Raw genomic sequence first — 25,117 nt, forward strand, 5'->3', positions numbered from 1 at the left:
CCCTTGCCCGCCTGCGCGTGGGGGCTTGTCCGACAGCCCGTCTGACCAGACCGGGCCAGACGCTACCGATGCCCTCCGTGCGGCGGTGCCTCGTATGCCGCCTTGCGCAGCGGCTCCCGTGCTGGCATGGTGAAAAATAAGGTGCTGCGCAAGATGGAGGGAAGGCGCTTCACGCCTTCTTCAAAAATTCCGACTTCAGCAACATGCTCCCCAGGTCGGTCTTGCAGTCCACGTTGTGTCCGTCGGCGCCGTCGACCAGGCGGATGCTTTTGATCTTGGTGCCTTTCTTGAGCGTGGACGACGAGCCCTTGACCTTGAGGTCCTTCACCAGGATCACGGCGTCGCCGTCGGCCAGCGGGTTGCCATTGGCATCGCGCACGATGCCGTCGCCTGCATCGGCGTCGGTGTCTGCCGTGTCGGCCACTTGCGGCCATTCAAAACTGCAGTCGGGGCACACGTAGTTGCTGCCATCGGGGTAGGTGTTTTCCTGGCCGCACTGGGGGCAGGCGGGAATGGCGTGGGGCATGGTATTTCGTATAGGGGTTACTGATTGGCCGGGGCCCGCGTTATGCGCAGGTGGCAATGCGGCGATCTCAAACAGGGAAATTCCGGGCAGCATTGTGTATCTGCTGCTCAAAAGCGGTGGCTTGAGAGCATCGCGCCGTGACTTGCGCCCACTGGATTGCAATGGTCTGGGACCAGCTCTGATACTCGCGTCCCGTTTTCCGGATCCGTTCCTTCTTGGAAAGCTTCGCCAATTGACTTTCCAGATCCAACCGGCACTCCAGCCCGTCATGCAATGCATGTCCCTGGGGCAACACTGCGGCAGCCAACCATGCCTCTGTAGCTTTCGAGGGAATGCAGAAAAGGCTCTTGGGACCGGTTGCAGCAAGACCTAGCCAACTGAGCAATACGGCTTCAAGAGCCGCCACCGTATGGACTGGCGGCGGACAGGGCTGGGCACAAGGCAATCGTGCCAAACCCAGTGATGCCTGCAGAACGGCATTGCCGCAATCGGCGTAGTTTTTATCTGCTACATCGGCATCCAGGTGCACGATGACCAGATCAAACTGGCTCAATGTAGGGTCAGCCTCTATGCTTACCGCACCCCTTTGGCGGAATTCTTGACACCACTTGAATACACCACCCCAGCCGTTGCCCATGTCGGGTCGAGTGGGTTCTGGCTGTAATTGGTTTAGTAAGAATGGACGCTGCAGCAAGGCCTTGAGTGCTGCTTCAATAACGACTATGTCGGTTGGCCCTTCGGCTACCACGGCAATACGGGGATCAGACATTCGGGATAGCTCCCAAATTTCCCATCAACCACAATCTCGACAAAGGGTATGACGTGTGCAAACTCTGGAGGTCGGCATTCAATTCAATGCGCCGAACCACTGTGTGCCCGTCACTGTTGCGCTCCACCGCAAAAAGACGGATCTCCGGATCCGTCAAGTCCAGCCCATCTAGTACCGCAGGGTTGTGCGCAGTGAACAGCAGTTGCCTATGCTTGCTGCCGCGCTGCAGCCATCCAGACAGTTTGGCTGTTAGCCGTCCAACCAACCGGGGGTTCAAAGCTTGGTCCAGGTTATCAATGGCAAAGAAGTTGGGAGCTTGGGGCGACAGACAAAGAATTGCGCAAAAAAGCACATACAAAGCCCCTTCGCTCGCGTCATACGCTGTCAGGGTATTGCGACTCTTGCGCATGAACCGATCGGTGAACTTCAAAACATCTTTGGTTCGTGCCACCGAGGGTGATAAAAGCGCACCTGCAGAAGATGTGGTTTGAATGTCTGCGACCCAGTCGACCAACTCGAACACGCTGTCGAGCAAATCTTCGTCATGATCAAGCATCGCCTTGCGAAAATCGGCAAACCCTTCGGCCAAGCCACCACCGGCCAGCCCCACCGGATTGCGCGATTGTGGGTCGCCGACCATTGCGCGAAGGGTTGGTGTGTTGGGCGAGTAGATCGCAAAAGTTTGTAGGCGCTGCATCAAGTCAGCGGCTGGGCTGTTCGTTGGAACATCAACCAACTTGAGGGCTGCAAGGCCCGCTATGGGGGTGAGGTTGCGCCGGTTACGCACCCCATCGGCAACGATTTCGTCGGCGCCCACTGCAAGGCGTTCCGTCTTGAAGGTCCATGCCGGGTCGGGGTTTTCGAGTGGGTTTAGCAACGATACGCGATAGTTGGCGTTCTGGTCGCTATGCGCAGACAACCCAATGTGTGGAGGGACGCTAGCTGAGTCGAACGATGTCTTATAGAGCCGTGGAACCCCTGGGCGCACACCGCGTCGCAAGAGGGCTTCGTCGTCCACCTTTCCATTGGCAGCGGCGCCAAGAACGCCCACTGCTTCGAGAACGTTGCTTTTGCCGACGCCGTTAGCTCCGATGAAGCAGTTAACCCGCCCAAGTTCCAAAGCCTGCGAAACGATGGACTTGAACCCATCAACTTGAACGGTTCTGATCATGGAAGAGTCCTGAGAAAATTCGGTACATGACATGTCTGAAACTCACACCGACGACATTGAATGACTGCGGATCATCCTATTGTCGCGGCGATATCTAACTATCTATTGATGCTTTCGGAATTCACGACATCTTTGAAACCGTTCGCCCTGAGCTTGTCGAAGGGCTTTCGCAGAGGAGCGCCCTGGCTTCGACGGGCTCAGCCCGAACGGTTGGTGGATGTCGTGAATTTGGAAACTCTCAATAAGTTATCGCACTTTAGAGTGCTTGCTTCACATCCCCTTTGAAGGAGCGGCGGGGTCAAGGCACGGTGATTTCAAGCCACTGGCCGCCGCTCCAGCGCAAACGGCGGCAGGCCCTTGAGCAGCCGCTGGCCGTAGCTGGTGCGCGTCAGCCGCTTGTCGTAGCAATACACGTGCGCCTGGTCCTCTTCGGTGCGGATGGCGCGGCCCACCCATTGCGCCAGGCGGATGGCAGTGGCGGGCACCACCAGTTCGCTGAACGGGTCGCGCCCCACGGCGCGCAGCCACTCGGCGCGGGCCTCGCCCACCGGGTCGTCGGGCGGGGCAAAGGGTAGCTTGGTGATGAACACCGACTCGCACAGGCGCCCGGGCAGGTCCAGCCCCTCGCCAAACGACTGCATGCCAAAGATGACCGAGGGCTCGCCGTTCTCCACCCGCTCACGGTGGCGGCGCAGCAGCTGCGTGCGCGGCAGCGCGTTCTGCACCAGCACCACGCTGCGCATGGCGGTGGGCAGCGCGTCCACGGCCTGTCGCATCTGTTCGCGCGAGGTGAAGAGTACCAGCGCGCCGTATTCCACGCGCGCGATGTCGTGCAGCAGCGCATCGACCATCTCGGTGGTGAACTGCGCAGCGTTCTTGGGGTCGGCGCGTGTCTCGGCGGCAATCAGCGTGCCCTGCGCGGCGTAGTTGAAGGGGCTGGCCACCTCCAGCGTGGTGGCGGAATCGTCGCCATGCAGGCCGGCCTCGCGCAAAAAGAAATCGAAATTGCCGCAGCTGGTCAGCGTGGCCGATGTCAGCACCGCACCGCGCACCGCGCTCCACAAGTGGTTGCGCAGCGTGGTGCCCGGCAGGATGGGGCTGGCGTGCGCCTTGACCACGATGAAGTCACCATCCACCTCCAGCGTGAACCACTTTGCGGCGGGCACGAAGCTGCGGTCGGCGCCCTGGGGCGCATCCTGCAGCAGCAGTTGCGCGGTGGCGTGCAGCTCTTCCAGGCGCGGCGCCAGCATGCCGATCTGCGCGTACAGCGTGGACAGGCGCTTGGCCTCGTCAGGCTTGTCGCGCATCTCGGCGCGCAGGGCCTTGCTGATGGCGCGCAGCGCTTCCAGGAAACCATCGGCACTGGCGGCCAGCAGGCCGAGCGGCGCGATGAGTGGCTCGGGCAGTTCACCCCGTGGCACGCGCACCCGCGCTGGGCCCCAGGTGTCCTTCTGGCTTTTGAGCGCGGGGCCGTACACATCCATCACGATGCGGGCCAGGTCCTGCAGCGTCTGCCGCAACTGGGCCGCGTGCTTGGGGATGTCGGCAATCTCTTCGACCTCCAGCAGTGCCCCAATGCGCAGGCCCCGGCTCGACAGCCGCTCGATCCACGTGATGCGCGAGAGATCCATGCTGCAGGCAAACTGGTCGAGCGCCGTGGCGGGCAGGTGGTGGGCTTCGTCCAGCACCAGCAGGCAGTTGTCCAGCTCCGGCAACACGCGCGCGCCCAGCGACGACAGCAGCAAATCGTGGTTGGCCACAATCACCTGCGCACCCACCAGCTCCTTGCGCTTGTCGTAGTAGGTGCACTGGCTGAAGGCCGGGCAATGTTTGCCGGTGCACGAGGCGCCCTCGGCCGCCACGGGGCTCCACACCTCGGGCTCGGGGGGCGTGTCCAGGCTGTCGCGGTCACCATCCCAGGCGCCTTTCGACAGGGTCTGCGCCATCGTTGAATAAAACTGGATGCGCGCCTCGGTCTCGTGCCGGGGGCGCTTGGCGCGGGCGGCGGCTTCCTCCTCGGCAAACAGGTCGTCGTCGCCCTCTTCTTCGGCCTCTCCCGTGCCCGCCAGCCGGTCGAGCTTGAGCTTGCACACATAGCGCCCGCGCCCCTTGGCCAGCGCAAATTTGAAGGGCTGCGGCAGCAGCGCCGCCAGCGCGGGCAGGTCCTTGTTGACCAGCTGCTCCTGCAATGCCACGGTGGCGGTAGAGATCAGCACCCGCGTGCCGCGCGACAGCGCCAGCGCAATGGCAGGCGCGCAATACGCCAGCGACTTGCCCACGCCCGTGCCCGCCTGGATGACGGCGATGGAGCGCGTGGGCGCCGCCTCGCCACTTTCTTCATCCACCTTGCCCAGCGTGGCGCTGCTGAACGTGCGCGCCACCTGCTCGGCCATCAGCCGCTGGCCGGCGCGGCTGCGAAAACCCTCGGTGGCCGATACCACCGCATCGAAAGATTCAAGGGCCTGCGCGGCCCACACCTGTTGAGACATACAGTAGTGTCGCATGCCAATGAAGGGATGGGGCCTGGCGATGCCTTGTGGCGGATGGACAGACTGGACCCCCACGGTAGCCATGAAAGAAAATCCCCGCATAGCTACAGGAGAGCAATGATGCGGGGGGGATATGCGGGGGGATGTGCGCAGAACTGCGGTTCGCCGCTGCGCGGCACGCCTGGGGTACGGGCAAGCCTTGTCCCAGGCTGGGCGGAAAGTGCGCCAGGCATCTTGCTGCGGGCGCTGGGGTTCGTGGTGCTGCTGTGCATGGGCACATCTGGCGCGTGGGCACAAAAAGCCCCGCCTTCGGCTGCCCAGGCTGACAGCTCTGCGCGCCAGCGATTGCTGGCGCAGGAGCTGGTACCGCAGCAGCCTGCCCGGTATGCCTGGGGGCGCGCGGCGGAGGCCCTGGGACAAGAGGCTGATGCGCTCTATTTGCGGCTGGCTTTGCTCGACGAATGGTTGCTCGCCCTGGAAGGGCAGCCGGCGCAGGCCGGCCGCACCATCGAAGCTGCCATCACCCATGGGCGGGGGGTCGATGCTGACGACCTGCAGCGCCGCGCGCGCAGGGTGTGGCCCTCCATCCTGAAAGCCCACCTGCGGCCGCAATGGGACATGGACGGCCCCGGTGCCCCGCTACCGTCCGAACTCGACGCCCTGGGCGCAGACATTGCGCAAGAAGGCCCCGGCCTCTGGGTGCATCGGGCCAAGGATGGGCGAGTCCGGGGCCTTTACCTTTGGCTGGGCGTGCGCAATGGACTGAGCGAGCCCGTGCCCTTGCCCGAGTTTGCGCTGCGCCTGGGCCGCCCCGGCCAGCCGGCGGCTGCACCGCTGATGCAATGCTATTTGCCCCGGTACAGCGCGCGGCAGTTCGTCCCGCCGCAGAGCACCCAGCATTACCTGTGCCGCACGGCGGAGGGCGGCTTCGGGCTGCCGCCCTCCGGTGTGGGGTGGCTGGCGCAGATGGGGGAATGGTTCAGTCAAGGGGCCACCTTGCAGACCGAACTGCCCCAGCACGACCAGGCCCTGTCGCGCACGGTCCGTATTCTGGTTCAGGTGGACAACCCGGCGGTGGACGACTTCCTGCGCGGCGCCCGTGAATCCGCCGAGATGCAACAACAGCAACAACAACGTGCCCAGGCGGCGGCAGCGGCTACCGCCACAGCGGGCAAGAAGGCGGCTGATGCAGCCAAGGCTTCCCGCCGCGCTGACGCGCCTCTGCCGCGCTGGCTCCGGCTGCTCGCGTTCTGTGGTGGCGCTGCGGGCGTCGTGTTGCTTTATGGCCTGCTCGCGCACCACGTCAGCGTTGCGGTGGCGTCCGGGGTGCTGTGGTTGGGCCTGGCCATTCCGAGCGCGATCTACTTGCGTTCGATCTGGACAATGGGCGGGACCGACGGCTGGGGCAAGCTCGTGGCCATCGTCTTGTCAGGTGCCGCCATCGCGGCGCCTTTTGTGGGCACGCTCGCCGCGTACACGGCCTACAAGCTGGTGGTGAGCGCGCAGGCGCGCCGCAAGGCGATCCTCTTCTTGATCGGCGTGATCGTGGTCATCGTGCTCAATGCGCTGGAGCGGTGGTTGTTTTGGTGACAGCAGGCTCCGCACGCCCGCAGCGGCGCGGGGACTGGGCCTACAGCGCGGGGCGGCCAGCGGCGTTAGGGTGGAGGGACTCTACGTTGCATACCAAGGCCCAGCATGAAAACGACCCCCACCGCCCCCCGCACGGAAGAGGAGATCACCCCCTCCGCTCCCGTTCCCGCCCGCACCGAGCGGCGCGTGAATACCACCCAGCCCCAGCCGCAGCCAGGCAGCGGACCTGAAGACCTGAGCGAGCCCGAACCTCTCCTGCCCCATGAACGCGACGAATCGGTGGACATGACCCACGGCAAGCCCGACGTCCAGATGGAGCAGGCCTACCGCGACGTGAAGCGGGGCTTGCTGGACACAGACCGGGGGCCTCCGGCTGACAAGGCCTACCAGAAGCAGAAATAGCAAACGCTCTGAATTTGATAGCTGTTCACGCCTTATAGATAAGCGCTAGGAGCCAATTTCATCTGTTTTTAGCGTCCCCACCGCCACGAACCAGCGTGGCAAATGGTCGTGCGCCGACACCAGCGATTCGAGCACGCCATGGCTGCGCCCGGCCACATCGGCGGCGGGTTGCTTGAGGTCCGGCACGATCACCACCGCCACGCCCGCAGCCTGTGCGGCGCGTGCGCCGTTTTCGCTGTCTTCAAAGGCCAGGCACTGCGCGGGGTCCACGCCCAGGCGCCCGGCCGCCAGCCGGTACAGGGCGGGGTCGGGTTTGCCACGCGGCACCTCGTTGCCGCCGGCCCACGCCTGAAAGTGGTGCAGCACGCCCACCCGGCCCAACCGGTGCTCGATTTCGTCGCGGCGCGACGATGACGCCACCGCGCACGGCACACCTGCGTGCCGCAGCGCCTGCAGCAGCGATGCGGCGCCAGGTTTGAGGGGAAACAGCGGCTCTGGCCCGCCATCGGACAGCCGCACCGCCACATCGGCCAGCACCTGCTCGAACACGTGCGGACCACCCAGTAGGGCAGTGAGCATGGCGTCGGAATCGGTGGACGCGCGCCCCACCACCTGCAGGTAGTCGGCCTCGGCCAGCGCCATGCCCCGCGCCCGCGCGGCGCCGATCCAGGCACGCAGGGTCACACGCTCGGAATCGACCAGCAGTCCGTCCATGTCGAAGATGGCGGCGGTGAATCCGGGACGGCGGGGGAGCTGGGGCATGTCAATGCTCTGTTATTGATAGCAATCAGCGCTTGTTGGATAAGCGCTGGCGGCACTTTTTATCCGAACCATCGACCCACCAGCCGTTCGTCAACCCCGCTCGCGCAGCGCCCGCTCGATGCGGTTGCGCTGCACCGTGGTCTTGGGCACCTTGAAGGGGAACCAGCTGCGCACGTCTTCTTCGAGCCCGATGCCATGCATGTAGTTGTAGATGGCCTTCTTGAGCGCGCCGCCCAGCGCGTCGTGGTCCACGCCCGTGGGGTCGATGAAGGCCACGTCGTTCTTGGCAAAGTCACCCGGGGGCAGCGGCGCCAGGGTCACGCCGTATTCCTCGGGGTTCTTGCCGACCGGTGAGTGCACGGTGCAGGCAAAGCGGTGGAAGAAGCCGCTCTGGATGCAGCCGTTGGCGAACAGCTGGCGCACGTATTCGAGCGCATCCACCGTGTCCTGCACCGTCTGGGTCGGAAAGCCGTACATCAGGTACGCATGCACCAGGATGCCCGCGTCGGTGAACGCCCGCGTCACGCGCGCCACCTGGTCCACCGACACGCCTTTTTTCATGAGAGTGAGCAGCCGGTCGGAGGCCACTTCGAGCCCACCCGAAATCGCAATGCAGCCACTGTCGGCCATCAGCTCGGCCAGGTCGGGCGTGAAGGTTTTCTCGAACCGCACATTGCCCCACCAGCTGATGCCCGCGTTGCGTGCAATCAGCTCGGTGGCCAGTGCTTTCAGCGCCTTGGGCGGCGCGGCTTCGTCGACAAAGTGAAAGCCCGTCTGCCCCGTCTCGCGCACGATGGCCTCGATGCGGTCGGCCAGCACCTCGGCGCTCGCGCCCTCGTAGCGACTGATGTAGTCCAGGCTCACGTCGCAAAAACTGCACTTCTTCCAATAGCAGCCGTGCGCCACGGTGAGCTTGTTCCAGCGCCCGTCGCTCCACAGCCGGTGCATGGGGTTGAGCATGTCCAGCAGCGAGAGGTAGCGGTCCAGCGGCAGGCCGTCCCAGGTGGGTGTGCCCACCTCGGCGAAGGCCACGTCGGCTTCCATCATGTTGATGTACTGCACCGCGCCATCGTCTCCACGCACAAAGGTACGCACTAAGCGCTGGCGGCCGCGCTCGCCGCGCACATGTTCCAGCAGCGCCAGCAGCGGGCGCTCGCCGGCGTCCAGCGTCACGTAGTCGAAATGGTCGAACACGCGCGGGTCGGCCAGCTCGCGCAGCTCGGTGTTCACAAAACCGCCGCCCAGCACCGTCACCACCTGCGGGTGACGCGCCTTGATGGCCTGTGCAATGCGAAACGCCGCATACACCGAGCCCGGGAAAGGCACCGAGAGCAACACCACATCGGGCGTGTGGCGCTCCAGGGCCTCGTGCGTGAGCTGCTGCAGCATGTCGTCCACCAGCGTAGGCGGCGCGGCCAGCGCATCGGCCAGCGGGTCAAACGTGGGCTGGCTGCCCGCCAGCGATTCGGCGTAGCGCACAAACTCAAAACGCTCGTCCACCGCATCGCGCAGCACATCGGCCAGGTCGTTCAGGTACAGCGTGGCCAGGTGCTTGGCCTTGTCGTGCAGGCCCAGGGCGCCAAACGCCCAGCCCAGCGGGTCGCCGCCCTCGTCGTCCACATACACGTCGAGCGTGGCAAAGCGCGGCCCCTCGGGCAGGTAGTGCCGCCCGGCGATGCGGTGCGCCAGCGTGCTGTCCCGGCCCTGCAGGAAGGCGATGGCCGGGCGAATGGTGGCGAGGTACCGGTCCTTCTGCGCGGCAAAGCTCTGCACGGCGGGGCTTTGTTTTTTGGTGGGCAGTGCGTCCACCTTGGTAGCCACGGCCTTCAGGCCCTCGGGCGAGAGCAGTTGCAGCACCAGCGCCAGCGCCAGGTCTTCCTGGAACGCGGTGACGCCGCGCGAGCGCAGAAAGCCCGTGAGGTAGGCGGTGGACGGATAGGGCGTGTTCAGCTGCGTCATCGGGGGGATGACAGAGAGCACGCGGCACGGAGAAGAGGCCATGGGACGCGGGGGTTGGTAAGCCCCGATTATCCGGGCCTGCGGTTTCTCCCGTGCGGGTGTGGCTACTGCCGCAGGCGGGGGCCTGCCTTTTCGGTGCGGCTCAGCGGTGGGCTGCCAGCCCGCTGCGCGCCTGGGCCACGGTGTCTTCGGCCCGCCGGCGCGCGAGCTTGACCTGGTACATGGTCTGGTCCGCCACGCGCAGTGCCTCTTCGGTGCCGTGTGGCTGGTCTGGGGCAATGGTGACGACGCCCACGCTGGCGCCGCCGTAGTCCAGTGAGGCGCCCGGCAGGTCAAAGCGGCCCTGGGTGACCTGCGTGATGCGCTGGCTCAGTGCGTCCTGTGCAGAGTGCGCTGCGTCGCCACCGTGCGCGCTCAGGCTGATCACCACAAACTCGTCGCCACCCAGGCGTGCGGCCAGGTCCTCGGCGCGCAGCAGGCCTTGCAGCCGCTGCGCGATGGCGATGAGGAATTGGTCGCCCACCTCATGGCCATGGGTATCGTTGATGGCCTTGAAGCCATCCAGGTCGATGAACGCGATCTGGACCCCCATCTGCCGGCGCCGGCCTTGCGCGAGCATCCGCTCCAGCGATTCCACGAGGGCCCGTCGGTTGGGCATTCCTGTGAGCTGATCGGTGGCCGCCATGGTCGCCAGCTGTTCGTTGGCCGACAGCAGCTTCTGGATGAGTTGCTCGCGCTCCACCTGCTGGCCGATCAGGTAGGCGAACAGCGTGAGGATGCGCTCGGCCTCGGGCGTGCGTGGGCGCGTGTGGGTGCTGGCCGCGCACAGCGTGCCGTACAGCGCGCCGTTGCCCATGCGGACGGGCTTGCTCACGTAGGTGCGGATGTTGAGGTCGCGCGCCGCCTGCGAATCGCCCCAGCAGGCCGGCACGTCGTCGGTGAAGGTGCGGCCTTCTTCCAGCGCGCGTTTGCACAGCGTGTCGTTCCAGGGCACGACAAGGCCTTCGGGAATCTGCATGGCGCTGGAGTTGCGTGCATACAGCACATGCTGCACACCCTGGACCTCGTCGATGGAGGTGAGGTAGGTGGACTCCAGCCCCGTCACCGCCTCCAGCATTTCCAGAAGCGGCCGCGTCAGTTCCTCCACCGACTGGGCGGTGGAGACGGATTCGGACAGTTGCTGAAGAAGTTCGCTCATACACCAGAAATTATGGGCCGCGGCGCACAGGGGGGCCACGGCGGTAACCCGGGGAGGATCAGGCGGCTGGTGCCGGTGTGGGCGTGGCCTGGTAGTTGTTCTTCACGCGCACATAGTGCTCGGCCGAATACTTGAGGTAGGCCATCTCGGCCTCGGTGAGCGCACGCTGGCGCACGGCCGGGCGGCCGATGTAGAGGTAGCCGCTCTCCAGCACCTTGCCGGGCGAGACCAGGCTGCCCGCGCCCAGCATCACGCGGTCTTCGATGACGGCGTCGTCCATCACGATGGAGCCCATGCCGATGAGGCATTCGTTGCCGATGCGGCAGCCGTGCAGGATGACCGAATGGCCGATGGTGACGTAGTCGCCAATGACAAGCGGCGAGCCCTCGGGCTTGGCTGCATTGCGGTGCGATACATGGCCCATGGTCAGGTCCTGCACGTTGCTGCAGGCGCCGACCACGATGCGGTTCACGTCGCCGCGCAGCACGGCGTTGCACCACACCGAGCTGTCGCGACCCAGGGTGACGTCGCCGATGACCTGGGCGGAATCATGGATGAAAACGCCGGTGTCCAGAACCGGGGCGGTGTCGAGGTAGGGGGCAAGAGGCATCGGTGTCTGAAGCTGTGTGGGGAAACGGCCAAGCGTAGTGCAAACCGCAATGCGGATGCGCGGATGCTTTGAGGCGGCGTTGCGGTCGGCCGGCAGTAAGTCAGCGCGCCACCGCGTAGAACCCTAAAAACATGTCCACCGCATCGGCCAGCACCTGCTGCTGCTGGGCCGCGTCCAGCGGGGGGCGGCCCATGGCCAGTTGGGGCCAGAAGGCAAAGGCCTTGACCATGCCGTGCAGCTGGTGCGCTGCGTATTGCGGGTCCACGTTGGCACGCAGGGTCCCGTCCTGCTGGGCCGCACGGATCCACCGGGGCAGGCCCTCTTCCTTTTCGGACAGGCGGGTCACCATCGCCTCGGCGCGTTCGGGCGTGTGTATGATTTCTGCCATGGCCACGCGCGAGAGGTCGATGAAGCTCGCGTCGTTGAGCAGCTGCATCTTGTGCTCCAGCACCTGCAGCAGCTGGTCCCGCAGCGGGTGGCCCGCGTCGTAGGCCACCTCGGCCAGCGATTGGCTGCGGTCCCACAGGTGCCCCAGGATGGCCTCGAAGAGTTCGTCCTTGCTGGGGAAATGGTTGTACACGGTGCGCTTGGAAACCTCGGCCGCCGCGGCCACGCGGTCCATGCTGGTGCCGTTGAAACCGTGCTCGCGAAACTCGGCAATGGCGGCCTGCACGATGGCCTCGCGCTTGCGGTCGGTCAGGCGGGACGGGGTGGGAACAAGGGTCATGGGGTCATTTTACACCGGCGAGTTTACTTTTTTAAAAAGTGAACTACACTGTGCAGTGCACTTTTAAGAAAGAGCCCCATGCCCCGCCGCATGTCCCGATTCCTCCTCATCCTCACTGCCCTTGTTGCCATGGCCTACAGCATCCTCTCCTGCGCCTCGTTGCCCGCCACCTCGTATGCCGACTCGCCCCAGCAGGTGGACGGCAAGTTCCGCAACACCGCCCCGCGCGAACAGCCGGGTTTGTTCAAGACCGCCGCCATCATGTGGCGCTTTGCCACAGGCAAGCCGGCCGACACCGTGCCCCGCCAAGCCCTGCCGGTGCAGGCGCTGTCGCAGGCCGACCTGCTGGCCGCGCCCGACCGTAGCCTGTGGCGCCTGGGCCACTCCACCATGCTGCTCAAGATCGAAGGCAAGTTCTGGCTGACCGACCCGGTGTTCTCCGAGCGCGCATCGCCGTTCCAGTTTCTGGGCCCCAAGCGGTTCCATGCGCCGCCCATCGCCCTGGACGACCTGCCGCCCATCACGGGCGTGATCCTGTCGCACGACCACTATGACCACCTGGACTACGACGCCATCCAGCAACTGGCACCCAAGGTGGCCCACTTTGTGGCCCCACTGGGCGTGGGTGACCGGCTCATCGCCTGGGGGGTGCCCGCCGCCAAGGTGCAGCAATTCGACTGGTGGCAAGGCACCACCATCGAGGGCCTGCGCCTGGTGGCCACACCCGCCCAGCACTTTTCGGGGCGCAGCCTGTCGGACGGCAACCGCACGCTGTGGGCGTCGTGGGTGCTGATGAGCGGGCAAGGCTCCGATCAGTTGCGCATCTTCTTCAGTGGCGATACGGGCTACTTCGATGGCTTCAAGGCCATCGGCGAGCGCTTTGGCCCGTTCGACCTCACGATGATCGAGACCGGTGCCTACGACGCGCAATGGCCCGATGTGCACATGCAGCCCCACGAAAGCCTGCAGGCCCACCTGGACGTGAAGGGCCGCCACCTCATGCCCATCCACAACGGCACGTTTGACCTGGCCATGCACCCCTGGACGGAGCCGTTTGAACGCATCACCGCGCTGGCAGCCAACGCTGCCGTGCCGCTGGTGGCGCCCGTCATGGGCGAGCGCCTGGACATCCGCACACCGGCCCTGTCGAAACACTGGTGGCGTGATGCAGCGCAGCCGCAGACTGCCCGCACGAAGATGACGGACGCGCAATCCGCGCCGTTGCCACGCCTCTGAACCCACGCGGCCTCGCGCATCCTCACGCGGCTCCGCGCAGCAGTGCCCCCACCACCCGCGCCGCCGCCAGGATCTCGGGCGTGTCATACCCTGCGTACCCCAGCAGCCAGCCCCTGCGCGGGGACTGCATGGCATAGCGCGACAGCGGCGCCAGCATCACACCCGCTGCCAGCGCCTTGCGGCTGATCGCCTCATCATCGGTGCCGGGCGCGCCTTCGTGCAGCAGGTGCATGCCCCGGTCGCTGGGCCACAGCTGCACCGCGCCATCGCTGGCGCCGGCCAGGGCGCTGATCAGCACCTGTTGGCGCTGCAGATACAGCTCCCGCATGTGCCGCAAGTGGCGCAGCAGGTGCCCCTCGGCAATGAAGCGCGCCAGCACCGCTTGCGCATCACCGGGTGCATGCCGGTCGGTGATGGCGCGGGCCATGGCAAAGGCCTCCACCAGCGCGGGTGGCACCACCACAAAGCCCAGGCGCAGCCCGGGGTGCAGGGTCTTGGAGAACGTGCCCACGTACAGCACCCGCTCGGACCCCGGCAGGCTGCACAGCGCGGGCACGCGCTGCGTGTTGCTGCCGTATTGAAACTCGCCGTCGTAGTCGTCTTCCACCACCCAGGCGTCGTGTGCGCGGGCCCATTGCAGCAGCGCCTGCCGCCGCACCAGGCCCATGCCGACCCCCGTGGGGAACTGGTGGGTGGGCGTGACCACCGCCATGCGCGCAGCGGGCCAGCGGGTGGCGGCCTCGTCGATGCGCATGCCGTCGGCATCCATGCCCACCGGCCGCGCCAGCGCGCCATGCCCCAGCAGGCTGGCGCGGATGCCGGGGTAGCCGGGGTCTTCCACCAGCACCTCGTCGCCCACATCCAGCAGCAGCCGTGCAATGAGGTCGATGCCTTGCTGCGAGCCCGAGCACACCACCACCTGCGCCGCATCGCAGCGGATGCCGCGCGAGGCCCACAGCCATTGCGCCACGGCCTGGCGCAGGTCCGGGTCCCCGGCCGGGTCCAGGTACTGGGCGCGGTCCACGCGCTGGCGGGCGCTGGCCTGGCGGGTGAGCCGGTCCCACAGCACAAACGGAAAGGTGGCGACCTCGGGCGCGCCAATGCGGAACGCCTTGGCGGCCGCCAGCGGGGGGCGCCAGCGCGCCGCCGTGTCGGCAATCAGCTGCCCCCGGCGTGACAGGCCCCGGGGCGGCGCCACCAGGCCTTGCGGGGCGGCCGAGGTGGCCGCCACGGCCTGCGACACATAGGTGCCGTCGCCCACCCGCGCTTCCACATACCCTTCGGCCTGCAGCCGCTGCACGGCCCACAGCACGGTGTTGCGCGACACGCCCAGGCTGCTTGCGTGCTCGCGCGACGGCGGCAGCCGCGTGCCCGCGCGCAGGCTGCCCTGCTCGATGGCGCGGCGCAATTGCTCATAAACCTGCTGGCGCAGGGTGGTGGCGGTGGGGGGGCGATTGGCTCCGGGGCGAGGCACGAATTGGCCCTTTCAATGTTGTGATGCCGCCATAAACTGAAGAACCATTGTAGAAACCCGGGTCGCCACCGTGCGATCCGCCTTTGTTGAGAGAACCCCATGGCCCCACACATCGCCACCGTCACCTGGCAGCGCGGCAACGACGACTTTCTGGACAAGCGCTACCACCGCGCCCACACCTGGCACTTCGATGGTGGCGCCACCGTGGCCGCATCGTCGTCGCCCCATGTGGTGCCGCTGCCGTATTCCGACGCCGCGGCCGTGGACCCTGAAGAAGCCTATGTGGCGGCCCTCTCCAGCTGCCACATGCTGTGGTTCATGGATTTGGCCAGCCGTGCGGGCTTTCGGCTCAACAGCTACACCGACGCGGCCGTGGGCACCATGGCCAAAAACGAGCAGGGCCAACTCGTCGTTACCCAGGTGCAGTTGAGCCCCGTCACGCGCTTTGACGCGGCCCACGCGCCCAGCGCCGCACAACTCGACGACCTGCACCACCGCGCCCACGCGTCGTGTTTCCTGGCCAACTCGGTCAAGACGCGGATCGACTGCGCGCCCGTGCTGGAAGTGGAAGGGGCCTGACATGACGATTGCCAACCGCCAGTTCCAGGTGACGGCCCCGGCCATCCTGCAGGCCCTGGTGCGGGCCCAGCCCCTGGCCACCCTGGTCGTATCGCACGAAGGCGTGCTGCATGTGAACCATGTGCCGCTGTACCTGGACCCCACGCGTGGCCCCCACGGCACGCTGGTGGGCCACGTGGGGCGTGCCAACGGTGTCCTGCCACTGCTGCCGCAGGCCGCCGTGGCGGTGTTCCACGGCCCACAGGCCTACGTCTCGCCCTCCTGGTACCCGTCCAAGGCCATCGACGGCAAACAGGTGCCCACCTGGAACTACGCCACCGTGCACGCCCACGGCACGCTCCACGCAGTGGACGACCCGGTTCAGTTGCGCGCCATCCTGCACACCCTGAGTGAGCGGCACGAGGCCCACCGCCCGGACCCTTGGCGCATTGACGATGCCCCGCCCGACTACATCGACAAACTGCTGCACGCCATCGTGGGCATCGAACTGCCGGTGGACCGCTGGGAAGGCATCTGGAAAGTCAGCCAGAACCGTACCGACACGGACCGCGCGGGCGTGGTGCAGGGCCTGATGGCCGAGGGCACATCCGCAGCAGAGGACATGGCCGCGCTGGTGTTGGGGGGCTTGATGCCATGAGCAACGGGGTTTGTCAAAATTGATAGCTGCTAGCGCTTGATGGATAAGAGCTAGCGCCTTTCTTGACACAAAATCGCGTGTCCCACGGGGTTCTCAGCCCTCCAGCAGTTCCACCCGCAGTGTCACCACCGGGCCTGCCACCGCAGGGTGTGCGGCCAGCGCATGCACCGCCAGGTCCACGTTGGCCTGCGCCACGGCGTCCGTCAGCACCAGCACCTGGGTGTGGCTGCCCGGTGGCAGTGATTTCTCGGCGGCCAAGGCCACCTGCAGCACCGGCACCTGCTGCGCGGCCAGCCAGGCGCCCACGGCCTCGATCTGCTGCGCGCTGTGTACCGGCACGCGCAGATAGTGGCGCGTGTGCACGGCCGCGCGGGGCAACACGGCCAGGCCTTCGTTGACCGCGTCTGCGTGAAACCCCAGGTGCGGCACCCGCTGCGCGGCACGCGTGCCATCGAGCCGCGCCACATCCACCAGGTCGGCAATCACGGCCGATGCAGTTTGCTCGGACCCCGCGCCCGCGCCGTAGTACATCGTCACGCCCGCTGCATCGCCCTTGACCATCACGGCGTTCATCGACCCGTTCACATGCGCCAGCAAATGCGTGGCGGGCACCAGCGCGGGCTGCACGCGCAGCTCCACCCCTTCGGCGTCACCGTCCTCGCGCCGCTTGGCCACGCCCAGCAGCTTGATGCGAAAGCCCAGCTGCTCCGCACACGCCACGTCCAGCCCCTGCAGCGCGGTGATGCCTTCCACCTGCGCATCGGCAAAACGCACCGGCATGCCAAACGCATTGGCGGCCAGCAGCGTGATCTTGTGCGCGGCGTCGATGCCCTCGATGTCGAAGGTCGGGTCGGCCTCGGCGTAGCCCAGCGCCTGGGCCTGGGCGAGCGCTTCGGCAAAGCCCACGCCTTCGTCGCGCATCTTGCTCAGGATGAAGTTGGTGGTGCCGTTGATGATGCCGGCCACCCATTCGATGCGGTTGGCCGTGAGGCCCTCGCGCAGCGCCTTGACGATGGGGATGCTCACCGCCACCGCGCCTTCGTACGCCACGACCACGCCGTGCTGGCGCGCGGCGGCGAAGATCTCGTTGCCATGCACCGCCAGCAGCGCCTTGTTGGCCGTGACCACATGCTTGCCCGCGCGGATGGCGGCCAGCACCCATTCACGCGCCGGGCCGGTGCCGCCCGCGGCCTCCACCAGCACGTCCACATCGGGGTGCGTGGCGACCTGCATGGGGTCGTTGGTCAGCGCCACGTCCTTGCCCACCACGCTCATGGCACGGGCCAGGCTGCGGGCGCAGACCACCACCATCTTGATGCCGCGCCCCGCGCGGCCCGCGATGAGCGCCTGGTTGCGCGCCAGCACGCGGAAGGTGCCTGCGCCCACGGTGCCAATGCCGATCATGCCCACGCGCAGAGGGCGCATCGCCACGGTGGTGGCGTGCAACGGTTGAGGCTCTAGGGATGGGACGGGATCGCGGTACATGGACTTCTCCGGCTAACGAACAAACAAAAAAACCCAGCTGCCAGAGCTGGGTTTCGTGCATTCGTCTTGGGGGAGAAGAGAGCGATCACCAGGTGGCTGCCGAAACGGCCACCTGCGCGTGCTCAGGTGGCCGCGGGGGTAATGGTGGTAATCATTCGTGCAACCACAGCCCGCGTGAACGCGCGCTGCATCATGCCCATGCCTTGGAAGGCAGTGGCGCGTGCGGCGAGGGCGGGGGTGGTGTACGACATGAAGAGGCGCAGTGTACCTGACGGTGCGGGGCGCGCGTCAAGCCCGGGCCGTGTGGTGTGTTGCGCGCAGACGCCGCGCGGTTTGTCGGCAAGTGGTCTGCACGTACATCGAATCGTACGTGATGGTGCTATCAATTAAATAGCTATTGGCGCTTGATGGAAGCGCGGTAGCGGCCTATTTTTCTTGGAACGCCTGCACACCCAGCTGCGCCATCAGCTCCATCGCCCCTGCCGGCGCCCGCTCTTTCGCGCCGTTGATGAAGTACACGAACACGTCGCGCGGCCGCCCGCCGCCCGTCCACGCGCGCACGCCATCCGCCCACTGCGCAATCGCCTCGGGCGCATAGCCGGTCGGTACGTCGGCCTGGCTGCGCATCAGCCGCAGGTAGGCGAAGTCCGCCTCGGCATCGGCGATGGCTGGGAATTTTTCGGAATCGGTGTGCACCGGCACGCAGCCGTACTGGCGGGCCAGCGCAATGAAGGCGGGGGTCGCAAAGCTCTCGTGCCGCACGTCGAGCACATGGCGCAGGCGGCGGCCATCGACCTGCCGGGGCAGCAGCGCGAGGAAGGCCTCGAAGTCCCCCGGCTCGAACGCCTTGGTGGGCATGAACTGCCAGACGATGGGCCCGAGCTTGTCTTTCAGTTCGGAGATGCCGCTCTCCACAAACCGCGTGATCGAATCGCCCGCCTCCGCCAGCACGCGGCGGTTGGTTGCAAAGCGGTTGGCCTTGAGCGAGAACATGAAGCCCTCGGGCGTTTCGCCATGCCACTTGGCGAACGTCGGTGGCTTGAAGGTGCTGTAGTAAGTGCCGTTGACCTCGATGGCGGTGAGCTGGCGGCTGGCGTACTGCAGCTCTTTGCTGTGCGAAAGGCCGGCGGGGTAGAAGTTGTCGCGCCAGGGCTCGAAGGTCCAGCCGCCGATGCCGATGCGGATGTGAGGGCCGCTGCTGCTGTTGCCACTGCCTGCGTTGGTGGTAGTGCTGCTGATGCTGGTGCTGTCCACGGCGTTCCCCCTGGTGAGTCCACGGAACAGGCACTGTAGCAGCGGCCCGAGTCTTGGCGTGGCGTGGCGTGGCGCGGCGCGGGTGCGCGTGGTGGCGGCGGCGCACCTGCACACGCGCTTCGAACTTTTGGGAACCTGCCGCGCGCTACGGCTGCTGCCCAGGCAGCTCGACCCGCGCTTCCAGCCCTGGCCCCTCTCCCCGCGGCCCGAGCACCAGCTGGCCGCCCAGCGCCTTCGCCAGCTCGCTCGCAATGGCCAGACCCAGCCCCGTGCCGCCGGTGCCGCGGTTGCGCGAGTCTTCCAGCCGCACGTAGGGTTGCAGCACGGCGGCCAGGTCGGCCTGCGCAATGCCGGGGCCCCGGTCCAGCACGCGCAGCAGCCACGGGCCTTGCGCGGGTGTCTGTGCCTGTTGGTATGCCTCCAGGCTCAGCTCGGCCGCACCCGCGAACTTGATCGCGTTGTCCACCAGGTTGCACACCAGCCGCCGCAGCGCCTGCGGGCGCGTGTCGCAGGTGCCCTCCGCCGCGTGCAGCAGCGTCACCGGCAGGCCCGCATCGGCGTAGTCGAACGCAATGCTCTGCAGCAGAGCGCGCAGGTCCACGCGCTGCAGCGGCTCCTGCACGGCCTGGGACGAGCGCGCGTAGGCAATGCCCTCTTCCACCAGCGACTGCATCTCGGCCAGGTCCGCGTGCAGCTTGCCCTGCAGCGCGGTGTCGTCCAGCAGGTCGGCGCGCAGGCGCAGGCGGGTGATGGGCGTCTGCAGGTCGTGCGAGACGGCGGCCAGGATACGCATGCGCTCCTCCAGGTGCGCCTGGATGCGCTGCTGCATGCGGTTGAAGGCCTGGGCGGCGCGCTGCACTTCGCGCGGGCCGTCCTCGGCCAGGGGCACGGCGGGGCGGTCGGTACCCAGCGCATCGGCCGCGTCGGCCAGCGTGCGGAGGGGCCGCGTGGCCGCGCGCACGGCCCAGGCGCACAGGCCCACCAGCAGCGCCAGCTGCAGTGCCAGCGCACCCAGCACCCAGGGCGAGACCTGCAGCCGGGGCTCGTCCATGTCCACGGCCAGCGGGGTGCCGTCGGCCAGCTGCAGTTGCAGGCGCAGCTCGGTGCCGGGCACGTGCGGGTCGATCACGCGCACCGTGCGGCCCGGCGGCAGCGTGGTGCCTACGGCACCGGCAATTTGGCGGGCCATGTCAGACGTGTCCTCGGGCGCGTCCAGCGGCGCGGCCAGCGTGAACCGGTAGTTGCGGCGCGCCAGCCGGTCCACCCACTGTGCGCGCTCTGCTGCGGGCAGGCGGTCCAGCATGGCCATGGAGCTGGCCACGTCGCTCGCCAGATACGACACCATGGCGCGGCGCATGGTCATGCTGCGCTCGGTGATGGCCAGCACGAAGGTCAGCGCATGCGCCAGCGCCAGGCCCGCCGCCAGCACCAGCAGGATGCGCCCGAACAGCGAGCGGGGCCACCAGCGCAGCGTCATGCGGCGGCCTCTTTGGGTGTCGCCTTGGGCAGCACGTCGGCACAGAACACATAGCCCTCGTTACGCACCGTCTTGATGTAGCGCGAGCCGCGGGCACCGTCCCCCAGCCGCTGGCGCACGCGGCTGACCAAGAGGTCGATGGACCGGTCGAACACATCGGCGTCGCGCCCCTGCGTGAGCTGCAGCAGCTGGTCGCGCGTAAGGATGCGCTGCGGGTGGTCCAGCAGCACGCGCAGCAGCCGGTACTCGGCGCCCGACAGCGCCACCACTGCGCCCGTGGCATCGAGCAGGTGGCGTGCCGTGGTATCGAGCCGCCAGTCGCCGAACGCGAGTTGGCGCGCGGGCTCGGTCACCGCCAGGTTGGGCGGCAGCATGCGCGTGCGCCGCAGCACGGCGTGGATGCGCGCCAGCAGCTCGCGGGCGGCGAAGGGCTTGGTCAGGTAGTCGTCCGCGCCCAGCTCCAGGCCCAGGATGCGGTCGGCCTCGTCGCTGCGCGCGGTGAGCATGATGATTGGCAGCGGCGGCGCGCCGGGGCTGCGCAGCTCGCGGCACAGCGTGATGCCGTCGGTACCGGGCAGCATCAGGTCCAGCACCAGCAGGTCGATGCGCTGCGTGGCCAGCACCTCGCGCATCTGCCGCCCGTCGGCCGCCACGCTCACCTGCAGGCCCTGGCGCTGCAGGTACTCGGCCGCCAGCTCGCGGATGCCCGCGTCGTCGTCGACGATCAGGATGTGGTCGGGCGGGGGCGGGGTCGTCATGGGCGCTGATTGTCCAGACTTTGGCGCCGCGCGGCGAGGCCGCAGCAGGCCCGCATGTATCTGAACTTGTCTGGCGCCGCTGCCGACAAGTGCGCATACCAAAAGGCCCGTGCACGACAAACCGCCGATACGTGCGCTGGCTTCAATGCAGTCTTCCTGAACTTCACGAGGACTTGCCATGAAGCCATTCATTGCCCTGGCCGCCGCTGCGCTGGCCTTGGGCTGGGCGCACGCCGCCAGCGCGCAAGAGGCTGCCGCGCAGCCCGCCACTACGGCGCTGGCGGCATCTGCATCTGTACCGCACCCCCAGGCCCCGCTGGGCCGCTGGATCACCGAAAGCGGCAACCTGGAAGTGGACGTCGCCCCGTGCGCCACCGATGCAAAAAACACTGCTACTTCCATCAGCGCAAAACCCGGTGGCAGTCCCACCCTGTGCGGCAAGGTCGTGCGCGTGTTGGCCCACCGGTCGATGAGCGCCCCCGGCACCGACATGGCCGCCGCCGATGCCCGCCCTGCGCTGGGCATGACGCTGCTGTCTGGCCTGCGCGACACCGGCAGCGGCAGCGGTGACTACCAAGGCGAGATCTACAACCGCGAAAACGCCAAGACCTACCGCGCCACCCTCACCCCCGCCGAGCCCGACCAGCTGCTGGTGCGCGCCTATGTCGGCATCCCGCTGTTCGGCAAGACGCAGGTGTGGCGCCGCCCGGCCGCAGAGCACGGGGGTGCGCCATGACCATGGCCGCCACCGCCGTTGCCACATCGCCCTGGCTGGCCGTGGCCGCCGGCATGCTGACCGTGGGCGCGCCCTGCGTACTGCCCATGCTGCCGGTGGTGCTGGGCGCATCGGTGGCGGGCGGCCCCGCGCAGCGCACGCGCCCGCTGTTCATCGCGCTGGGCTTTGCGTTGTCGTTCGCGGCCGTGGCGCTGCTGTTCAGCAGCTTCACGCAGGTGCTGGGCGTATCGCCCGAGGGTTTGCGCCGGTTCGCCGCCGCGATGCTGCTGGTGTTCGGCGTGCTCACGGTGTGGCCCCGGCCCTTCCAGTGGCTCAGCCGATACGCGGGGGGCGTGCTTCATCGCGTGGGCCGTGTGGGGATGGGGTCATCGGGCGGCAACTGGGGCGGCCTGCTGTTGGGGCTGAGCCTGGGCGCGGTGTGGACGCCCTGCGCCGGGCCGGTGCTCGCGTCCATCCTCACCCTCATCGCCACCGAGCCGCCCGGTGTGGGCACTGCCGTGCTGCTGCTGGCGTATTCCACCGGCGCCGCGCTGCCCATGCTGGCCATCGCCTACGGCGGCCAGGCAGCGGCCAGCCATGTGCGCCGCATCTCGCGCCACGCGCACTGCGTGCAGCAGGTCTTTGGCGTGGTGGTCATCGCCGTCGCGCTGGCCATGTTGCTGGAGGTCGATGGCCAGGTCACGGCCTGGCTGTCGCAGTTTTATCCATCGTTTTCTAGCGGGCTGTGAGCGGCCTGCAGCAAGGAGTTTTCACCATGACATCGCACCCTTCTTCACCCTGTGTATTGCAGCGCCGCGCCTTCCTCGCGTCTGCCGCTGGCGTGGCCGCAGCCGTGGCGGCACCCGCCATCACCCACGCGGCAGGCCCCGCCATCCAGGCCGCCACGCTGCCCGACCTGGGGCCCGCGCCCGAGTTCACCGGCATTGAGCGCTGGCTCAACTCCGAGCCCCTCACCCTGGCCCAGCTGCGTGGCCGCGTGGTGCTGGTGGACTTCTGGACGTACGCCTGCATCAACTGCATACGCACCCTGCCCCACGTGAACCGCTGGGCCGAGCTGTACACGCCCCAGGGCCTCACCGTGGTGGGCGTGCACACGCCGGAGTTTCCGTTCGAGCGCACCACCAGCAACGTCGAGGTGGCCATGCGCCGCCACGGCGTGAAGCACCCCGTGGCGCAAGACAACCGCTACGGCACCTGGAAGGCCTACAGCAACCAGTACTGGCCCGCCGCGTACCTCATCGATGCGCAGGGCCGCATTCGCTACAAGCACTTTGGCGAAGGCAAATATGACCGCACCGAGGCCGTGATCCGCGCGCTGCTGGGGGCGCGGGGCTAGTGCCTGCGAACCAGCAGCTCACCCTTTCTTGTCACCTCGTTGCTCTGCCCGATCCCATCCACCTTTGCAGGACCTTCACACCATGCCCGTCCCCCGCCTTCGATTCGCCCTGGTCACGCTGGCTGCCACCGCAGCCGCTGTCTGCATGGCCTCTGCCAGCCACGCCCAGGCGCCCCAGTTGCCGCCGCCCGATGTCACCCAGCCTGCCGCGCTGCGGTTGATGCAGGGCTTTCCGCCGCCGCCCGACAAGGTCGTGCGCCTAGCCAACATCCTGCAGTACCCCAACGTGCGCTGGGCCGCGCACCACCTGCGCGAGCTGGGGCCGACGGCGACTGTGTGGCGCGGTGCAGGCACGCCGAGCGCACTGCCCGCGGCAGCCCGCCCGCTGAACGACGCACTGCCCATGCCCGACGGCAAGGGCGGCACCACAACGCTGGCCGACTGGCAAAAGGCCACCTACACCGACGGCCTGCTGGTGCTGCACCGCGGCCAAGTGGTGTACGAGCGCTACCACACCGGCATGCAGCCGTACCAGCCGCACGTGCTGTGGTCCATGAGCAAATCGCTCACCGGCCTGCTGGTGACCGAGCTCATCCACGAAGGTGTGATCGACCCCACAGCGCTGATCCCCCGCTACCTGCCCGAGCTGGCCACCAGCGCCTGGGCCGACGCCACCGTGCAGCAGACGCTGGACATGACCACCGGCGTGCAGTACGCCGAGAACTTTGCCGACCCCGCGTCCGGCATCTTTCAGTACCTGGCCGCCGCAGGCCTGCAGCCTGCGCCACCCGGCAGCAGCGCGCCCAAAAGCATGGCCGAGTTCTTGCCCACGCTGAAGAAGGACGGCGAGCACGGCGCCGCGTTCGCCTACAAGTCGGTGGACACGGAAGTGTTGGGCTGGCTGCTGCAGCGCGTGACGGGCAAGAGCTACGCCACGCTGCTGTCCGAGCGCATCTGGTCACGCCTGGGCGCGCAGGAAGATGGGTATGTGTTTGCCGATGCCAACGGCGGCCAGTCCACCAGCGTGGGCGTGAACGCCACGCTGCGCGACCTGGGCCGCCTGGCAGAAATGCTGCGCGCCAATGGCCGCTACAACGGCCAGCAGATCATCGCGCCCGCCACCATCGCCGAGCTGCGCAAGGGTGCGGACCCCGCCCGCTTCAGCAAGGCGCCCGGCACTGCGATGCGCGCGGGGTACTCGTACCACAACCAGTGGTGGGTGCCGCACGATGCTGACGGCACGCTGGAAGCCAAGGGCCTGATGGGCCAGCACATCCACATCAACCCGGCGGCGGAGCTGGTGGTGGTGAAGCTGTCCACCCATCCGGTGCCCAACACCGCCTTCACGCATGCGGTGGACCGGCATGCATTTGCCGCGTTGGCCGCAGCGGTGCGGGCGCGCTGAGCGGCGAAGAAAGATGGCATCGAGGTGTGCCCGGTGCCAGTGCATGCCCCGTTAGTTACTTCACCAGCGTGGCGGTCAGCGTGATCTCTGGCACCGAGGCCAGTGCCTTCGACAGCGGGCAATTGGCCTTGGCATCTGCCGCCAGTTTCTGGAACGCGGCATCGTCCATGCCAGGCACCTTGGCCGTGAGCGTGAGGGCGATGCGGTCAATCACAAAACCGTCACCTTCCTTGCTGAGCCGCACGCTGGCCGTGGTGCCGATGGTCTCGGTGGCGATGCCAACCTTCTCAGCGGCAAAGGAAAATGCCATGGTGAAACAGGCGGCGTGTGCAGCGCCCACGATCTCTTCGGGATTGGTGCCCTTGCGGTCATCGCCAAAGCGGCTGGCAAAGCCGTAGGGGTACTTGTCCAGCGCGCCGGTCTCGGTGCTGATCTGGCCCTGGCCGGCCTTGCCGGCACCTTCCCAGTGAACGCTCGCTTTCTTTTCAGGCATGGTGTGCTCCTTGTGGTGTTGAATGGGGTGAATCTCCGATGTCA

Annotated in this window: 25 protein-coding genes; 9 read left to right on the forward strand and 16 right to left on the reverse strand. The window is 67.1% G+C overall.

Annotation, left to right across the window (positions count from 1 at the left end; translation table 11 throughout):
- Nucleotides 1-169 precede the first annotated feature (169 nt).
- The 4 genes from ASE39_RS11440 to dinG all read right to left on the reverse strand — a co-directional run bounded on the left by ASE39_RS11440 (nucleotide 170) and on the right by dinG (nucleotide 4,955).
- Entirely contained in the window at nucleotides 170-526 is a 357-nt protein-coding gene (locus tag ASE39_RS11440; RefSeq protein ID WP_057271205.1) for a zinc ribbon domain-containing protein YjdM, read from the reverse strand.
- 67 nt (nucleotides 527-593) lie between these two features.
- Nucleotides 594-1,295 carry a hypothetical protein gene (locus ASE39_RS25815; protein ID WP_082615402.1) on the reverse strand — a complete coding sequence of 234 codons (702 nt, stop codon included), beginning with the start codon at nucleotides 1,293-1,295 and terminating at the stop codon, nucleotides 594-596.
- Nucleotides 1,288-2,466: an ATP-binding protein gene (locus tag ASE39_RS11445; RefSeq protein WP_057271206.1), complete on the reverse strand. Its 1,179-nt coding sequence runs from the start codon at nucleotides 2,464-2,466 to the stop codon at nucleotides 1,288-1,290. The genes ASE39_RS25815 and ASE39_RS11445 overlap by 8 nt, the downstream gene beginning before the upstream one ends.
- A 314-nt stretch (nucleotides 2,467-2,780) precedes the next feature.
- Nucleotides 2,781-4,955 (reverse strand): ATP-dependent DNA helicase DinG, encoded by a 2,175-nt coding sequence (dinG, locus tag ASE39_RS11450; RefSeq protein ID WP_057271207.1) that lies wholly within the window; start codon nucleotides 4,953-4,955, stop codon nucleotides 2,781-2,783.
- Nucleotides 4,956-5,225: 270 nt separating this feature from the next.
- Between dinG and ASE39_RS11455 the strand changes: the two genes are divergently transcribed.
- Entirely contained in the window at nucleotides 5,226-6,545 is a 1,320-nt protein-coding gene (locus tag ASE39_RS11455; RefSeq protein WP_242421415.1) for a hypothetical protein, read from the forward strand.
- Between the two features lie 105 nt (nucleotides 6,546-6,650).
- Nucleotides 6,651-6,947: a hypothetical protein gene (locus ASE39_RS11460; protein WP_057271209.1), complete on the forward strand. Its 297-nt coding sequence runs from the start codon at nucleotides 6,651-6,653 to the stop codon at nucleotides 6,945-6,947.
- A 45-nt stretch (nucleotides 6,948-6,992) separates the two neighbouring features.
- Here ASE39_RS11460 and ASE39_RS11465 read toward each other — a convergent pair whose 3' ends face one another.
- The 5 genes from ASE39_RS11465 to ASE39_RS11485 all read right to left on the reverse strand — a co-directional run bounded on the left by ASE39_RS11465 (nucleotide 6,993) and on the right by ASE39_RS11485 (nucleotide 12,203).
- Nucleotides 6,993-7,709: an HAD family phosphatase gene (locus ASE39_RS11465; protein WP_057271210.1), complete on the reverse strand. Its 717-nt coding sequence runs from the start codon at nucleotides 7,707-7,709 to the stop codon at nucleotides 6,993-6,995.
- A gap of 90 nt (nucleotides 7,710-7,799) precedes the next feature.
- The gene (locus tag ASE39_RS11470; protein ID WP_029414190.1) at nucleotides 7,800-9,710 is read right to left on the reverse strand and encodes a B12-binding domain-containing radical SAM protein; all 1,911 of its coding nucleotides are present in this window, start codon (nucleotides 9,708-9,710) and stop codon (nucleotides 7,800-7,802) included.
- Between the two features lie 100 nt (nucleotides 9,711-9,810).
- Entirely contained in the window at nucleotides 9,811-10,866 is a 1,056-nt protein-coding gene (locus ASE39_RS11475; protein WP_010464968.1) for a sensor domain-containing diguanylate cyclase, read from the reverse strand.
- A gap of 58 nt (nucleotides 10,867-10,924) precedes the next feature.
- Nucleotides 10,925-11,476: a gamma carbonic anhydrase family protein gene (locus tag ASE39_RS11480; RefSeq protein WP_010464967.1), complete on the reverse strand. Its 552-nt coding sequence runs from the start codon at nucleotides 11,474-11,476 to the stop codon at nucleotides 10,925-10,927.
- A gap of 100 nt (nucleotides 11,477-11,576) precedes the next feature.
- On the reverse strand, nucleotides 11,577-12,203 hold the full coding sequence (locus tag ASE39_RS11485; RefSeq protein ID WP_057271211.1) for a TetR/AcrR family transcriptional regulator: 627 nt from the start codon (nucleotides 12,201-12,203) through the stop codon (nucleotides 11,577-11,579).
- Nucleotides 12,204-12,332: 129 nt separating this feature from the next.
- Between ASE39_RS11485 and ASE39_RS11490 the strand changes: the two genes are divergently transcribed.
- Nucleotides 12,333-13,439: an MBL fold metallo-hydrolase gene (locus ASE39_RS11490; RefSeq protein WP_057271212.1), complete on the forward strand. Its 1,107-nt coding sequence runs from the start codon at nucleotides 12,333-12,335 to the stop codon at nucleotides 13,437-13,439.
- A gap of 22 nt (nucleotides 13,440-13,461) precedes the next feature.
- On the opposite strand, the gene ASE39_RS11495 is transcribed toward ASE39_RS11490, so the two are convergent.
- Nucleotides 13,462-14,913, reverse strand: coding sequence for a PLP-dependent aminotransferase family protein (locus ASE39_RS11495; RefSeq protein WP_057271213.1), 1,452 nt, complete (start codon nucleotides 14,911-14,913; stop codon nucleotides 13,462-13,464).
- A gap of 99 nt (nucleotides 14,914-15,012) precedes the next feature.
- Between ASE39_RS11495 and ASE39_RS11500 the strand changes: the two genes are divergently transcribed.
- Both ASE39_RS11500 and ASE39_RS11505 read left to right on the forward strand, forming a co-directional pair.
- Complete coding sequence (locus ASE39_RS11500) at nucleotides 15,013-15,492, forward strand: OsmC family protein (protein ID WP_057271214.1); 480 nt, start codon at nucleotides 15,013-15,015, stop codon at nucleotides 15,490-15,492.
- A gap of 1 nt (nucleotide 15,493) precedes the next feature.
- Nucleotides 15,494-16,129, forward strand: a complete 636-nt coding sequence (locus ASE39_RS11505) for an FMN-binding negative transcriptional regulator (protein ID WP_057271215.1) — start codon at nucleotides 15,494-15,496, stop codon at nucleotides 16,127-16,129.
- 93 nt (nucleotides 16,130-16,222) lie between these two features.
- Here the strand turns inward: ASE39_RS11505 and ASE39_RS11510 are convergent, their stop codons facing one another.
- The 5 genes from ASE39_RS11510 to ASE39_RS11525 all read right to left on the reverse strand — a co-directional run bounded on the left by ASE39_RS11510 (nucleotide 16,223) and on the right by ASE39_RS11525 (nucleotide 21,103).
- Nucleotides 16,223-17,614 carry a homoserine dehydrogenase gene (locus ASE39_RS11510; protein ID WP_057271216.1) on the reverse strand — a complete coding sequence of 464 codons (1,392 nt, stop codon included), beginning with the start codon at nucleotides 17,612-17,614 and terminating at the stop codon, nucleotides 16,223-16,225.
- A gap of 122 nt (nucleotides 17,615-17,736) precedes the next feature.
- Complete coding sequence (locus tag ASE39_RS27285) at nucleotides 17,737-17,865, reverse strand: hypothetical protein (protein ID WP_255509275.1); 129 nt, start codon at nucleotides 17,863-17,865, stop codon at nucleotides 17,737-17,739.
- A 175-nt stretch (nucleotides 17,866-18,040) separates the two neighbouring features.
- A complete protein-coding gene (locus ASE39_RS11515) occupies nucleotides 18,041-18,853 on the reverse strand; it encodes a DUF72 domain-containing protein (RefSeq protein ID WP_057271451.1) in 813 nt (270 codons plus the stop codon).
- A gap of 160 nt (nucleotides 18,854-19,013) precedes the next feature.
- A complete protein-coding gene (locus tag ASE39_RS11520) occupies nucleotides 19,014-20,345 on the reverse strand; it encodes an ATP-binding protein (RefSeq protein ID WP_057271217.1) in 1,332 nt (443 codons plus the stop codon).
- Nucleotides 20,342-21,103: a response regulator gene (locus ASE39_RS11525; RefSeq protein ID WP_057271218.1), complete on the reverse strand. Its 762-nt coding sequence runs from the start codon at nucleotides 21,101-21,103 to the stop codon at nucleotides 20,342-20,344. The genes ASE39_RS11520 and ASE39_RS11525 overlap by 4 nt, the downstream gene beginning before the upstream one ends.
- A 178-nt stretch (nucleotides 21,104-21,281) precedes the next feature.
- Between ASE39_RS11525 and ASE39_RS11530 the strand changes: the two genes are divergently transcribed.
- The 4 genes from ASE39_RS11530 (at nucleotide 21,282) to ASE39_RS11545 (ending at nucleotide 24,580) form a co-directional block, all read left to right on the forward strand.
- Complete coding sequence (locus tag ASE39_RS11530; protein WP_057271219.1) at nucleotides 21,282-21,839, forward strand: DUF2147 domain-containing protein; 558 nt, start codon at nucleotides 21,282-21,284, stop codon at nucleotides 21,837-21,839.
- Entirely contained in the window at nucleotides 21,836-22,567 is a 732-nt protein-coding gene (locus tag ASE39_RS11535) for a cytochrome c biogenesis CcdA family protein (RefSeq protein WP_082615404.1), read from the forward strand. The genes ASE39_RS11530 and ASE39_RS11535 overlap by 4 nt, the downstream gene beginning before the upstream one ends.
- 26 nt (nucleotides 22,568-22,593) lie before the next feature.
- The gene (locus ASE39_RS11540) at nucleotides 22,594-23,175 is read left to right on the forward strand and encodes a thioredoxin family protein (RefSeq protein ID WP_057271452.1); all 582 of its coding nucleotides are present in this window, start codon (nucleotides 22,594-22,596) and stop codon (nucleotides 23,173-23,175) included.
- Nucleotides 23,176-23,257: 82 nt separating this feature from the next.
- Nucleotides 23,258-24,580, forward strand: a complete 1,323-nt coding sequence (locus ASE39_RS11545) for a serine hydrolase (protein ID WP_057271453.1) — start codon at nucleotides 23,258-23,260, stop codon at nucleotides 24,578-24,580.
- Nucleotides 24,581-24,635: 55 nt separating this feature from the next.
- Here ASE39_RS11545 and ASE39_RS11550 read toward each other — a convergent pair whose 3' ends face one another.
- Nucleotides 24,636-25,073, reverse strand: a complete 438-nt coding sequence (locus ASE39_RS11550) for an OsmC family protein (RefSeq protein WP_057271454.1) — start codon at nucleotides 25,071-25,073, stop codon at nucleotides 24,636-24,638.
- Between the last annotated feature and the right edge of the window lie 44 nt (nucleotides 25,074-25,117).

The organism is Acidovorax sp. Root267 (assembly GCF_001429215.1).
GTDB classification, from domain to species: Bacteria; Pseudomonadota; Gammaproteobacteria; order Burkholderiales; family Burkholderiaceae_C; genus Acidovorax; species Acidovorax radicis.

Coding starts and splice junctions, on each gene's coding strand:
- ASE39_RS11440 (WP_057271205.1), bottom strand. CDS start 526: ATGCCCCACGCCATTCCCGCCTGCCCCCAGTGCGGCCAGGAAAACACC.
- ASE39_RS25815 (WP_082615402.1), bottom strand. CDS start 1,295: ATGTCTGATCCCCGTATTGCCGTGGTAGCCGAAGGGCCAACCGACATA.
- ASE39_RS11445 (WP_057271206.1), bottom strand. CDS start 2,466: ATGATCAGAACCGTTCAAGTTGATGGGTTCAAGTCCATCGTTTCGCAG.
- dinG (WP_057271207.1), bottom strand. CDS start 4,955: ATGTCTCAACAGGTGTGGGCCGCGCAGGCCCTTGAATCTTTCGATGCG.
- ASE39_RS11455 (WP_242421415.1), top strand. CDS start 5,226: ATGGGCACATCTGGCGCGTGGGCACAAAAAGCCCCGCCTTCGGCTGCC.
- ASE39_RS11460 (WP_057271209.1), top strand. CDS start 6,651: ATGAAAACGACCCCCACCGCCCCCCGCACGGAAGAGGAGATCACCCCC.
- ASE39_RS11465 (WP_057271210.1), bottom strand. CDS start 7,709: ATGCCCCAGCTCCCCCGCCGTCCCGGATTCACCGCCGCCATCTTCGAC.
- ASE39_RS11470 (WP_029414190.1), bottom strand. CDS start 9,710: ATGGCCTCTTCTCCGTGCCGCGTGCTCTCTGTCATCCCCCCGATGACG.
- ASE39_RS11475 (WP_010464968.1), bottom strand. CDS start 10,866: ATGAGCGAACTTCTTCAGCAACTGTCCGAATCCGTCTCCACCGCCCAG.
- ASE39_RS11480 (WP_010464967.1), bottom strand. CDS start 11,476: ATGCCTCTTGCCCCCTACCTCGACACCGCCCCGGTTCTGGACACCGGC.
- ASE39_RS11485 (WP_057271211.1), bottom strand. CDS start 12,203: ATGACCCTTGTTCCCACCCCGTCCCGCCTGACCGACCGCAAGCGCGAG.
- ASE39_RS11490 (WP_057271212.1), top strand. CDS start 12,333: ATGGCCTACAGCATCCTCTCCTGCGCCTCGTTGCCCGCCACCTCGTAT.
- ASE39_RS11500 (WP_057271214.1), top strand. CDS start 15,013: ATGGCCCCACACATCGCCACCGTCACCTGGCAGCGCGGCAACGACGAC.
- ASE39_RS11505 (WP_057271215.1), top strand. CDS start 15,494: ATGACGATTGCCAACCGCCAGTTCCAGGTGACGGCCCCGGCCATCCTG.
- ASE39_RS11510 (WP_057271216.1), bottom strand. CDS start 17,614: ATGTACCGCGATCCCGTCCCATCCCTAGAGCCTCAACCGTTGCACGCC.
- ASE39_RS27285 (WP_255509275.1), bottom strand. CDS start 17,865: ATGTCGTACACCACCCCCGCCCTCGCCGCACGCGCCACTGCCTTCCAA.
- ASE39_RS11520 (WP_057271217.1), bottom strand. CDS start 20,345: ATGACGCTGCGCTGGTGGCCCCGCTCGCTGTTCGGGCGCATCCTGCTG.
- ASE39_RS11525 (WP_057271218.1), bottom strand. CDS start 21,103: ATGACGACCCCGCCCCCGCCCGACCACATCCTGATCGTCGACGACGAC.
- ASE39_RS11530 (WP_057271219.1), top strand. CDS start 21,282: ATGAAGCCATTCATTGCCCTGGCCGCCGCTGCGCTGGCCTTGGGCTGG.
- ASE39_RS11535 (WP_082615404.1), top strand. CDS start 21,836: ATGACCATGGCCGCCACCGCCGTTGCCACATCGCCCTGGCTGGCCGTG.
- ASE39_RS11540 (WP_057271452.1), top strand. CDS start 22,594: ATGACATCGCACCCTTCTTCACCCTGTGTATTGCAGCGCCGCGCCTTC.
- ASE39_RS11545 (WP_057271453.1), top strand. CDS start 23,258: ATGCCCGTCCCCCGCCTTCGATTCGCCCTGGTCACGCTGGCTGCCACC.
- ASE39_RS11550 (WP_057271454.1), bottom strand. CDS start 25,073: ATGCCTGAAAAGAAAGCGAGCGTTCACTGGGAAGGTGCCGGCAAGGCC.